Source organism: Lentzea sp. NPDC051208 (assembly GCF_040682435.1).
Lineage (GTDB): Bacteria > Actinomycetota > Actinomycetes > Mycobacteriales > Pseudonocardiaceae > Lentzea > Lentzea kristufekii.
The window spans coordinates 1-11559 of record NZ_JBFBAW010000003.1 but is presented as its reverse complement, the minus strand read 5'-3'; the positions used below and the strand labels follow the sequence as shown (position 1 = coordinate 11559).

General features: G+C 69.0%; 14 protein-coding genes. 6 read left to right on the top strand and 8 right to left on the bottom strand.

What is annotated here, in order from left to right; translation table 11 throughout:
- The first annotated feature begins 5 nt into the window (after positions 1-5).
- From AB0M48_RS07250 to AB0M48_RS07235, 4 genes are all read left to right on the top strand, one after another.
- Positions 6-818, top strand: a complete 813-nt coding sequence (locus AB0M48_RS07250) for a DUF2470 domain-containing protein (protein ID WP_363836676.1) — start codon at positions 6-8, stop codon at positions 816-818.
- A gap of 73 nt (positions 819-891) precedes the next feature.
- Positions 892-1590, top strand: coding sequence for a CPBP family intramembrane glutamic endopeptidase (locus AB0M48_RS07245; RefSeq protein ID WP_363838287.1), 699 nt, complete (start codon positions 892-894; stop codon positions 1588-1590).
- A gap of 147 nt (positions 1591-1737) precedes the next feature.
- Positions 1738-2925, top strand: a complete 1188-nt coding sequence (locus tag AB0M48_RS07240; RefSeq protein WP_363838284.1) for an arginine deiminase — start codon at positions 1738-1740, stop codon at positions 2923-2925.
- Between the two features lie 100 nt (positions 2926-3025).
- On the top strand, positions 3026-3586 hold the full coding sequence (locus AB0M48_RS07235) for a ferritin (protein ID WP_319983554.1): 561 nt from the start codon (positions 3026-3028) through the stop codon (positions 3584-3586).
- 69 nt (positions 3587-3655) lie between these two features.
- On the opposite strand, the gene AB0M48_RS07230 is transcribed toward AB0M48_RS07235, so the two are convergent.
- From AB0M48_RS07230 to AB0M48_RS07195, 8 genes are all read right to left on the bottom strand, one after another.
- Positions 3656-4789 (bottom strand): DUF6596 domain-containing protein, encoded by a 1134-nt coding sequence (locus tag AB0M48_RS07230; protein ID WP_363836673.1) that lies wholly within the window; start codon positions 4787-4789, stop codon positions 3656-3658.
- A gap of 3 nt (positions 4790-4792) precedes the next feature.
- Positions 4793-5200, bottom strand: a complete 408-nt coding sequence (locus AB0M48_RS07225; RefSeq protein WP_266036515.1) for a YciI family protein — start codon at positions 5198-5200, stop codon at positions 4793-4795.
- A 103-nt stretch (positions 5201-5303) separates the two neighbouring features.
- A complete protein-coding gene (locus AB0M48_RS07220; protein WP_363836670.1) occupies positions 5304-5888 on the bottom strand; it encodes a hypothetical protein in 585 nt (194 codons plus the stop codon).
- Between the two features lie 375 nt (positions 5889-6263).
- Complete coding sequence (locus tag AB0M48_RS07215) at positions 6264-7073, bottom strand: hypothetical protein (RefSeq protein WP_363836667.1); 810 nt, start codon at positions 7071-7073, stop codon at positions 6264-6266.
- 3 nt (positions 7074-7076) lie between these two features.
- Entirely contained in the window at positions 7077-7550 is a 474-nt protein-coding gene (locus AB0M48_RS07210; RefSeq protein WP_363836665.1) for a SigE family RNA polymerase sigma factor, read from the bottom strand.
- A 199-nt stretch (positions 7551-7749) separates the two neighbouring features.
- Positions 7750-8085 carry a DUF952 domain-containing protein gene (locus AB0M48_RS07205; protein WP_363836662.1) on the bottom strand — a complete coding sequence of 112 codons (336 nt, stop codon included), beginning with the start codon at positions 8083-8085 and terminating at the stop codon, positions 7750-7752.
- Positions 8086-8122: 37 nt separating this feature from the next.
- Positions 8123-9058, bottom strand: a complete 936-nt coding sequence (locus AB0M48_RS07200) for a DUF5926 family protein (protein WP_363836659.1) — start codon at positions 9056-9058, stop codon at positions 8123-8125.
- 27 nt (positions 9059-9085) lie between these two features.
- Positions 9086-9826 (bottom strand): glycerophosphodiester phosphodiesterase family protein, encoded by a 741-nt coding sequence (locus tag AB0M48_RS07195; RefSeq protein WP_363836657.1) that lies wholly within the window; start codon positions 9824-9826, stop codon positions 9086-9088.
- A gap of 89 nt (positions 9827-9915) precedes the next feature.
- Between AB0M48_RS07195 and AB0M48_RS07190 the strand changes: the two genes are divergently transcribed.
- On the top strand, positions 9916-11100 hold the full coding sequence (locus AB0M48_RS07190; protein ID WP_363836655.1) for a cytochrome P450: 1185 nt from the start codon (positions 9916-9918) through the stop codon (positions 11098-11100).
- A gap of 120 nt (positions 11101-11220) precedes the next feature.
- Positions 11221-11559: leucine zipper domain-containing protein (locus AB0M48_RS07185; protein WP_363838281.1), on the top strand; the 339-nt coding region annotated here is incomplete at its 3' end.

Sequence of the window (11559 nt, the reverse complement as noted above, 5' to 3'; positions counted from 1 at the left end):
CCTTGATGAGCAAAGCTAAGTTAGGCTTGCCTAACCTTCGAGGAGGTGCAGCGGTGACCGACACCCAGCTCAAGCGCCCGCCGGCGCCGCACGCCGCAGAGCGCGCTCGCACGATCGCGGCTCGCCACGGTTCTGCCGCACTGCTTCCTCAGTCCGGATCGCGCACCAGCCCGCTGCTGCACCACGTGCACCCGTGCGGAACCACGATCTTGCTGCTCGCCGACGAACACCCGCTGGTCGGGCAGCTGTGGCAGACCCCGCGGACCGAGGTGACGGCGATGCTGGAGATCGCCGACCAGGCGCCCGTGCAGTTGCGCGAACCCGTGCGCGGCCTGCTGTGGCTGACCGGCTGGGTCTCCGCGCTGGACGGCCAGGAGGCGCGCGAGGAGATCCTCGCCGTCGCCGACGCGCGGCCGGACCACCGCCTGCTCGACGCGGGCCACGGCGCTTCGGTGCTCAGGCTCACACCCGCGTCGATGGTGATCGCGGACGCCGAGGGCACCTCGTCGATCAGGCCGGAGCAGTTCGCGAGTGCGAGGCCGGACCCGTTCTGCCGCAACGAGGACAACTGGCTGCGGCACCTCGAGGCCGCACACCGCGACGTCGTCGGCCAGCTCGCCCGCCACCTGCCGGAGGAGCTGCGGACCGGCACCGTGCGGCCGCTCGGGCTCGACCGGTTCGGGTTGCGGCTGCGGGTCGAGGCGGAGTGCGAGGACCACGACGTGCGGATCGCGTTCTCCAAGCCGGTCAGCACGCCGCAGGAACTCGCCGTGGAGCTGCGGCGGTTGATGGGCTGCCCGTTCTTGTCCCAGAGGTAGCGTCTGGCTGGTGACCTTGATCCCCGCCGACGAGAAGCGCGGTTACCAGCTCGAACTGCTGATCGTCTTCAGCATGACGCTCGGGCTGTCCGGCCTGCGCAGTCTGGTGCGGCTGATCGACAGCCTGCTGCAGCCGACGCCGCTCAACCAGCAGTCCGTCGCGATCAACGTCCCGCAGGCGCGCGCCGACCTGCTGGACCTCGTGGCCCAGCTGCTGGGCGTGCTGCAGCTCGCCGCGTGGGGCGGCATCGGGCTGTACCTGTTGTGGCGCACCGGGATCAAGTTGCGCGTCATCGGCCTCGACGGCACCCGCAAGCTCGCGGACTCGCTGGGCGCGCTGGGACTGGCCGCGATCATCGGCATCCCCGGGCTGGCGTTCTACTTCGCCGCCTGGGCGCTCGGGCTGAACCTCGCCGTCCAGCCGTCCACTCTGGACAACCAGTGGTGGATGAGCCTGGCGCTGATCCTCGCCGCCGCCGGCAACGCGTGGGCCGAGGAGGTGCTCGTCGTCGGGTACCTGATCACGCGGCTGCAGCAGCTGGGCTGGCGGCAGTACACGGCCCTGCTCGCGGCGGCCGTGCTGCGCGGCTCGTACCACCTCTACCAGGGGTTCGGCGGGTTCGTCGGCAACCTGGTCATGGGGCTGGTCTTCGGCTTCTACTGGCAGCGGACCAGGCGGCTGTGGCCGCTGGTGATCGCTCACACGATCCTCGACGTGGTCGCGTTCGTGGGCTACACAATGTTGCGCGGCAAAGTGAGCTGGTTGCCTTAATGATTCGGGGTGCGAATCTGAATTCACACCCCGTTCGTTGCGTTTTGGAGCTCTAGAGCGGCGATTTGTGCTGTTCAGGGTTACGCTCGATCGGTGACTGCGCACACGATCGCTGAGACCGAAGCACTTCCGGACGCCGCACCCCGTGTGGACAGCGAGGTGGGCCCGTTGCGCACGGTGCTGCTGCACCGGCCGGGCAACGAGCTCAAGAGGCTCACCCCGCGCAACAACGACCAGTTGCTGTTCGACGGCGTGCCGTGGGTCGGCAGGGCCCAGGAGGAGCACGACGCGTTCGCCGCGACGCTGACCTCGCGGGGAGTCGAGGTCCTGCTGCTGGCCGACGTGCTGGTGCAGGCACTGGAGGACAACCGCGCGCGCATCGCGGGCATCCACAGCGCGGTCAACGAGCGCCGCCTGGGCATCGACCTGGCCGACGCGCTGCGCAGCCACCTCACGTCGCTCGACGCGCCGACGCTCGCGCAGGTGCTGATGACCGGCATGACGTTCGAGGAACTGCCGGCCGCCGAGGGCGCGTCGCTGGTGCGCAAGATGCACCTGCCGATCGACTTCGCCGTCGACCCGCTGCCGAACCTGCTCTTCACCCGCGACTCGTCGGTCTGGGTCGGCGACCGCGTGGCCATCACGTCGCTCGCGCTGCCCGCCCGTGACCGCGAGACGACGCTGACCGACCTGATCTACGCCTACCACCCGCGGTTCCGCCGCACGGGCCGTGCGTACGGCGCGCACTCGGCACCGCTGGAGGGCGGCGACGTGCTGCTGCTCGCGCCGGGCGTGATCGCCATCGGTGTCGGTGAGCGCACCACCCCGGCGGGCGCGGAGTCGTTCGCCCGCTCCGCTCTCGCGGACGGCCTCGCGCACACGGTGCTCGCGGTGCCGATCGCGCAGGAACGGGCCACGATGCACCTCGACACCGTCTGCACGATGGTCGACCGCGACGCCGTGGTGATGTACCCGGCGATCAGCGACGCGCTCACCGCCTACCCGCTGCGCGCCGACGGCGACGGCGGCGTGCGGGTGGACGGCCCGGTGCCGTTCCTGGAGGCGGCAGCCGAGGCGATGGGCATCGAACGGCTGCGGGTGATCGACACCGGCCTCGACGTCGTCACCGCCGAGCGCGAGCAGTGGGACGACGGCAACAACACCCTCGCGGTGGCTCCCGGCCTCGTCGTGGCGTACGAGCGCAACGTCGAGACGAACGCGCGCCTGGAGGACGCGGGCGTCGAGGTGCTGCGGATCGCCGGTTCGGAACTGGGCTCCGGCCGCGGCGGCCCCCGCTGCATGTCGTGCCCGATCGACCGCGCACCATTGGTGTAGATCGTTAGGAATGCCTAACCTTTGTTTGGATTACCTTTCCAAACAAAGGTTAGCTTTTCCTCGAATGCAAATGACCGCGTTTTGGGTTAACGTACTCCTCATGGCCTCGAACGTGAAGAAGATCCTGTCCGGAAAGTCGAACTTCCACGAGCTGCTGCGCGCTCAGATCGGCAACGAGTTCTCCGCTTCGCAGCAGTACATCGCGCTCGCCGTGTGGTTCGACAACGAGGACCTGCCGCGCCTCGCGTCGCACTTCTACAAGCAGGCCCTCGAAGAGCGCAACCACGCCATGATGATCGTGAAGTTCCTGATGGACAACGACATCGCGGTCGCCATTCCCGGCGTCGAGACGCCGATCAACGAGTTCAAGTCCCCGCGTGAGCTCGTCGCCCTGGCCCTGAGCCAGGAGCAGCAGGTCACCGACCAGATCATCGCCCTCGCGAAGGCCGCCCGCGAGGAGAGCGACTACATCGGCGAGCAGTTCATGCAGTGGTTCCTGAAGGAGCAGGTCGAGGAGGTCTCCTCGATGAAGACGCTGCTCACGATCATGGACCGCGCGGACGGCAACATGTTCTACGTGGAGACGTTCCTCACCCGCGAAAGCGTCGGTGACGAGGGTGGCGACTCCAGCGCGCCGACCGCTGCCGGGGGCACCATCTGATTTTTTCTTCGCACGATTGAGTGCCTGATCACAAAGGACCGCCTGACCCGTTCGGGGCAGGCGGTCCTTTCAGTTGTTGAGCCGGGCGGCCTGACGGGTCAGGTATTCCCGTTCGGCGAGGTTCGTCGCTTTCCCGGCGGCCTCGGCGTAGAGCTTGGCGGCCGTTCGCCGGTCGCCGTCGCGCTCGTGGAGGTAAGCTGCCACCGCCGAGTAGCGGGGAAGCGTTTCGTCCAGTTCCGCCAACGCTTTCAGCCCGGCACGCGGTCCGTCCGCCTCGCCCACGGCCACCGCGCGGTTCAGCCGGACGACGGGGCTGTTCGTGAGCGCGAGCAGTTCGTCGTACCACTCGACGATCTGCACCCAGTCGGTCTCCCCGGCCACGGGCGCGTCCGCGTGCAGTGCCGCGATGGCCGCCTGCGCCTGGAACTCCCCCAGCCGGTCCTGCGCGAGCGCGGCCTGCAGGATCTCGACGCCCTCGGCGATCAGCGTCGTGTCCCACCTGCCGCGGTCCTGCTCGGCGAGCGGCACCAGACTGCCGCCCGCCGTGGTCCGGGAGGCACGGCGCGCGTGGTGCAGGAGCATGAGCGCGAGCAGGCCCGCGACCTCGGGGTGGTCGATCACGGCGGCGAGCTGGCGGGTGAGCCGGATGGCCTCGGCGGCCAGGTCGACGTCACCGGAGTAGCCCTCGTTGAAGACCAGGTAGAGCACGCGCAGCACGGTCGCGACGTCGCCGGGCTGGTCGAACCGCACGTCGCCGACCGTCTTCTTGGCCCGGCTGATGCGCTGGGCCATCGTGGCCTCCGGCACCAGGTAGGCCTGCGCGATCTGACGGGTGGTCAGCCCACCGACGGCCCTGAGCGTGAGCGCGACGGCCGACGACGGCGTGAGCGACGGATGCGCGCACAGGAAGTAGAGCTGCAACGTGTCGTCGGTGTCCGGCGCGAGCCCCCGCTCGGGTTCGGCGTCGACGAGGTCCTCACGCCGGCGCCGCGCCGTCTCCGCCCTCGTGGCGTCGAGGAACCGGCGCCAGGCCACCGTGACCAGCCAGCCCAACGGATCCCGCGGCGGATCGTCCGGCCACACGCGGACGGCCTCGACCAGTGCGTCCTGCACGGCGTCCTCGGCCGCCGTGAAGTCAGCCCCGCGGCGGACGAGGATGCCCAGCACGGCCGGCGTGAGGCTCCTGAGCAGTGCCTCGTCCACTTCTCACTCCGTGATCGTCGGCGCGTGACCGTAGAACGGGCGGATCTCCAGCCACTCGTGGATCGGCTTGCCGTCCTTGCCGGGCGCCGCGGACAACTCCGCCGCCAGTTCGAGCGCGCGCTCGTAGCTGTCGGTGTCGATGATCATCCAGCCCGCGATCAGGTCCTTCGTCTCCGCGAACGGGCCGTCGGTGACCGGCGGCCGTCCCTCGCCGTCGTAGCGGACCCAGGTGCCCTCCTGCGCGAGCGCCCGCTCGTCGACGAACTCGCCGGTGCCCCTGAGCTTGTCCGCGAAGTCGTTCATGTACTTGATGTGCGCGGAGATCTCGTCCTGGGTCCACTGGTCCATGGGGACGTCGTTGATCGGGGCAGGGGCGCCGCGGTAGTGCTTGAGCAGCAGGTACTTGGCCATCTCGGTGAGCTCCCTCGGTGCTGTCGCGACCCATCATGGCCGCTTTCACCACGGGGACGGAGCCGGCACGGCGTTCTCGACATCACCGGCCGAGAACTCCCTCCTAGTTGTGGCAGTCCTGGTTCTTGAGCAGCAGGACGGCGGCGGTGAGCTTGCCCTCGCGCACACCGAACAGGAACTGGGCGCTCTGGTTGCCGTCGGCATCGGCCGCGTAGGAGTAGTTCGGCCCCGTCGGCACCAGGTTGGTGTACTCGGCCTTGAGCTTCTCCTCTGTCGCTCCCACCCCGACACCGTCGGAGGACATGCTCGTGTTGAAGGAGATGGACGCCACGCCCTTCGTCCTGGACACCCACACTTTCTGGCCGGTGCCGGTGATGTCGTGGTGCGTGCACGCGGCCTCCGGCTTGGCGCCGAGGTCAGGGGAGATCAACTTGGTGTTCAGCGCGTCCTGCAGCGACATGCCGAGCTTGAGGTCGCCGTAGCCGAACGAGCCGATCACCGGCTTGGCCGGCGGCGCGACCGGATTGGTCACGGTCTCGGTCACGACCTGGGTGACCACCGAGTTCGGCGGCGTGGTGGCGGCGCTGGGCGGCGTGGTCGTGGCGGTGTTGTCCGGCGCCGGCGTGGACGTGCACGCGGTCAGACCGAGAGCGGCGGCGATCGTGACGATGATGAGCGAGCGGTTCATTTTCTCCCCCTGGGAAGCGTTGTCGTGTTCAGGTGCTGGTGCTGTGCCCGCCCCACCCCCAGTGGGGCGGGCACTGTGGTTCGGTGAGGTTCAGAGATCGGCCATGGAGCAGTTGACGACTGCCGCGACGAGCTTGATGCGCTGGATCCTGTCCGCGTCTCCGAACCGGACGAGGTCGAAGCTGAATTCGGTCTTGTTCGAGTTCTTCATCCCGGTTTCCCCAAACTGTGTTCGAGCTACCCATAAGACGTCGTCCCCGCAGGCTGGTTGCGCAGGCCGGAGTTACGAAGAAGTCACGGCAGAACAGGCGCGAAAGCGCACGTCAAAGCCCCGCCACACCATCAGGGGCAGCGGGAGTTCAGCAATTTTCAGTGATCAGACAGAGACGCAGTCGTTCGCATTAAGACGCATGAACACGGCCGTCACCACAGTGCCATCGGTCTCGAAAACATATGTCCACGGAGGCGATGCGGACATTGGCGCGAGCACGCTGGAACCGCTTTGCGTGGAATTCTGATAAGCGGCTTTCACGTCGGACACCTGCGAACCCGCGCCGACGTTCTTCGGTGTCTTGGCGTAGTTCGGCACGGTGATCCGCACGATCCCCTTGGCCGGCGAGACGACCACGGCGTCGGCGTCGGGCACCGACTTCGTCGCGTACGCCTTGCACCTGTTGTCCGGATCGGCCGGGCTGCTGGGTTCGACGAGTGATCCCGTCGCCAGCGCGTCGGCCTCGGACATTCCCAGCGCGAGCGTTCCGTACCTGCCCGGCTGCGACTCCGGTGTGGCCGGTGCCGACGGCGGCTTCGGGTTCGACTTGCTCGTGCCGCCGGGGTTCGGTTTGCCGGTGTTGGCGCCGGTGGAGTTCGGTGGTTGTCCCACCGTCACGGTCTCGGTCTGGATGACCGTGCTGACCGGTGGTGGCGACGCGGACGTGGTGGAGGCCGAGGTGGACGTCGTCAGGAACGCACCGACCGGGCTGTCCGGCGACGACACGCCGAACCGGCTCACCCCGATCCCGGCACCGACCAGTGTCACCAGGGCGAATGTCCCGGCGGCGGCGTTTCGCCGCCGTCGGCGCCGGTTCGCACCGCGGAGCACCGCTTCGGTCGAGACCGGCGCGGAGTGGACGTCCAGCCGATCGTCGCTGAAGAGCTTGCGCAGATCATCGTCTAGATCACCCACCGGTCAGTCCTTTCCCAGGCGTGTTCGAAGACTCGCCATCGCCTTGCTGCTCTGGCTCTTCACCGTGCCGCACGAGATTCCGAGCGCGTCCGCGATCTCGGCCTCGGAGAGGTTCTCGTAGTAGCGCAGCACGATCACTGCTCGCTGCCGCGGCGGCAACAGGCGCAGTGCTTGCCAGAGCGGTTCGTTTTCCAGTCTGCTCAGTTCAGGAGGGACGGCTCCGCTGTCCGGGATGTCGGCCACGAGGCTCTCGCGGCGGCGCCGGCGCCAGATGCTGATGTGCGTGTTGGCCATCGCCCGCCGGACGTACGCGAGCGGGTCGTCGCCCTTGCGCTGCACGGCGACCCAGCGTGAACCGACCTTCTCCAGCACCGACTGCACCAGGTCGGCGGAGTCGTGCGGGTTCCCGGTCAGTGCGTGGCCATAGCGCAGAAGTCCTGGCATGGAGATGCGCACGAACTCAGCGAAGTCCCCCACGGCTTCCGCTCTTCCCCCGCCGTGTTCGACGGCTGATCCCAGCTGCAACACCGCCGTCACGGCACGCCCCCTCCCCCGAAGCAAACTGGCTCGGGGTGTTCACGCGCGGGGCCGAGAAGCGGTTGCCGCCACTTTAATCACGGAAAGGCAACGGCCGCAGGCAGTTCGGCCGTTCCGACACCGCGACCGAGAAGGGCCGTCACGGGGCGGCGACGCCCTCCGGGAGGACGAACGAACCGTCCGGCTCGCACGGGAAGTCGTGCACCTCGGCCACCGCGGCGACCGGGATCGGCCCGTAGACGTGCGGGAACCACAACGGCGAGTCCGGCACGGCCTCCCACCGCACCGGCACGTCGAGCAGCTTCGGGTCGATGACGAGCAACAACAGCCCGCTCTGCCCGTGGAAGAACTTCCCGGCCGTCACGTGCACGACTCCCCGGTCGGAGCAGTGCACGAAGTCCTCGCCGGCGGGCGCGATCGAGCCGGCCGACTGAGCAGCTGCCCAGTCGGCCGTCGAGATGATGTGCAGCAGCACTTATCCACAGCTCCTTGTGGACAACCCTGTGGACAGGTCAGCGAAGCGTGATCTGACGGCCGCGCAGGCCGTCGCGGGCGCGGCGCTCGGCGTCGGACAGCGGCTCGTCGGAGGCGAGGGCCTCCAGCAGGCGCTTGCCCAGTGCCTCGGCGGGCTCGGCCCACTCGCGGGCGTGCATCTCGCGGTCGAGGTCCCAGACCGGGACGAGCAGGCCGTGCGCGCGGAACGAACCGGCGTAGCGCGAGCCATCGCCGAGGTCGAGCTCACCGCGGGCGGCCAGCCTGGCCATCGCGGGCAGCAACTTCTCCTCGGGCTCCGGACGGACCCAGCGCAGGTGCGCCTTGTCGCCGGCGTCGACCCAGTAGGCGGCCTTCACACCGGGGGCGTCGAGGCGCTCGGTCGGCAGGATCGCGGCGTTCGCGCGCTCCAGGGACAGCGCCACCTCACCGGTCGGCTCGGTGCCCTCCGGCATCCACCAGATGAAGTCGGTGTGCAGCACGGGCGTGATGTCGGCCTCGGGGTCGAGCAGGTCCTGCAGGCGGCCGGGGTCCTCGTTGTTGTCGGGACCCACGACCGGCAGCACGTCACCGGCCTTCGCCTGCTGCGCCCACCGCAGCGCCCGCGCCAGGTCGCGGCTGATGTCGCCGGACCGCGTCTGCACCTGCAGACCCACGAACGGCACGTCGTCGCCGCGGATCAGACCGGCGGCGGCCATCGGCAGCACGGTGGCGAGGGTGACCTCGCGGCCCTCCTTGACCGGCAGCTTCACGATCGCGGACGGCACGAACTCGCGCAGCGCGATCAGCTCGCACTCGGCGGCCAGGCCCTCGAACGGCCGGGACACGATCACGTCCGTCGCGCCGCCGGGCGCGCCGTGGCAGGCCTTGTAGCGCTTGCCGGACCCGCACGGGCAGGGCTGCTTCGGGTTGATGCCGTCCTTCGGTGCGTCCTTGACCGCGGTCCGCTTGGCCACCTTGGCCCTCCTCGTGCTCAGGCTTGTCTAGGTGGCCAAATTAGCCGTCAGCAGGCGGCGGGTGTTCGCCGGGGCGTTCGTTGCGAGGTAGCGGACCCCCAGGTCACGGCACAGCGCGACGTCCTCGGCGCCGTCCACCGTCCACACGTAGGTCTCGTGGCCCGCCCGCCTGGCCCGATCGACGTAACCGGGGTCGTTGCGCAGCACGTGCACGCCCGGCCCGGTGTAGTCGGCGAACGGCGGCAGCGCACCGCTGCGGTACCGGCCCAGGCGGTCGAGGAGCAGCACCGTGCGGATGTCCGGTGCGTGCTCGCGGAACGCCTTCACCGCCGTCGGCGAGAACGACATCATGACGATCTGCGAGTTCAGCCCGTGCCTCTTCAGCGCCTCGGCGAGCTTGCGTTCGACCTCGTTCCGGTACCGGACCGGGTGCTTGGTCTCGACGAAGAGCTCCGCGTTCGTGCCCTTGACCAGCTCCAGCAGCTCGTCGAGCACCAGCAACCCGGCCGGCTGGCCGTGGCGGTGCCAGCTGCCGTAGTCGAACTTCTTCAGCTCGTCGAGCGTGAGCGCGCTGACCGTGCCGCGCCCGTTCGACGTGCGCGCGAGCGTGCGGTCGTGCACACACACGAGCTCGCCGTCCCTCGACAGCCGGATGTCGCACTCAAGGCCGTCAGCACCCTCTTTGAGCGCGAGCTCGTAGGCGCCGATGGTGTGCTCGGGACGGTCTGTGGACGCGCCGCGGTGCGCGACGATCGCAGGCTGCTGCACACACCGAACGATAGTTCCTCCGCAACAATTTGAGTCATCAATCAAATCGGCGTGGACGAAACACGGATCGCGACCTACCGTCCCGCCTTGTGACGTTCGACCAGCGTGATCCCGCGTTCATCGCCGACCCCTACCCGGCCTTCGCCGCCCTGCGCGAAGCCGGCGAGGTGCATCACCACGAGCAGATGGGCGTCGCTGTCGCCGTCTCGCACGCCGCCTGTTCGGCGGTCCTGCGGCACCGCTCGCTCGGCCGGATCTGGTCGGACGTGAAGCCGGTCGAGCAGTTCATGTCCTTCAACCTGCTGCACCGCAACTCGCTGCTCGAGAACGAGCCGCCCACGCACACCCGCCTGCGCCGCCTGGTCGCCGCCGCGTTCGGCCGCGGTCACGTCGAGCGCCTGCGCCCGTGGGTCGCCGACCTGGCCGACAAGCTCGTCGACGAACTCGTCGCCAAGATCGAGGACAACGGTCAGGCGGACCTGCTGGCCCACGTCGCCGCGCCGCTGCCGGTCGAGGTGATCGCGGAACTGCTCGGCGTGCCCGCTGAGGACCGCTACCTGCTCCAGCCGTGGTCGAACGCCATCGTGAAGATGTACGAGTACGGCCTGCCCGCCGACCAGCAGGCCCTGGCCGAACGCGCCGCCACCGAGTTCGTCGCCTACCTGCGCGAGCTGATCGCGTTGCGCCGCGTCTCCCCCGGCGACGACCTGGTGTCCGACCTCGTCGCCGTCACCGACACCGACGGCGCGAGACTCACCGAGGACGAACTCGTCGCCACCGCCGTGCTCCTGCTGATGGCGGGCCACGAGGCCACGGTCAACGTCATCGGCAACGGCGTCTACGCCCTGATGAAGCACCGTTCGCAGTGGGAACGCCTCTCCGCCGAGTTGATGCCCACGGCCGTGGAGGAGCTCATCCGCTACGACTCGCCGCTGCAGCTCTTCGAACGCACCGCCACCGAACGCGTGGAGATCGCCGGCCACGTCGTCGAACCCGGCGAGAAGATCGCCGCCCTGCTCGGCGCCGCCGCCCGCGACCCGCTGGTCTTCGAGAACCCGGACGTCCTCGACATCGGCCGCGAGAAGAACCAGCACCTCGGCTTCGGCATGGGCATCCACTACTGCCTGGGCGCGCCGCTGGCCCGCATCGAGGTGGAGGCGGCGCTGTCCTCGTTGCACCGCAAGCTGCCCGGTGCCGTGCTGGCGGAGGAGCCCGACCGGCGCGCGGAGTTCGTGATCCGCGGCCTGCACTCGCTACCCCTTGCAGCCGACTAGCTGTATTGCCCAGCGAGGTTGCGAACGGTCCGACACGTAGTCGGATGATCTTGGAATGAGGGAGGGCCTCCGGGTTCGGTGTGGATTGCGACATCTACGACCGGCGACCAGGAGGCCCTCATTACTCACGCTAACGCACCGCTGACCGAACTGGGCCGGCTGCGCCTGGCCCGGTGTGTCGTCGAGGACGGCTGGCCGCTGCGGCGGGCCGCGGAGCGGTTTCAGGTGTCGGTCAGCACTGCTCAACGCTGGGCCGGCCGCTATCGCGAACTCGGCGCCGCGGGTATGTCCGACCGGTCCTCACAGCCGCTGTCGAGCCCGCGCCGCACCCCGACCCGCACCGAACGGCGGATCATCAAGGTCCGGCTGGCACGGCGGTGGGGACCGGCGCGGATCGCCTACCTGCTGGGCCTGGTGCCCTCGACCGTGCACCGGGTCCTGACCCGCTACGGCCTGGCC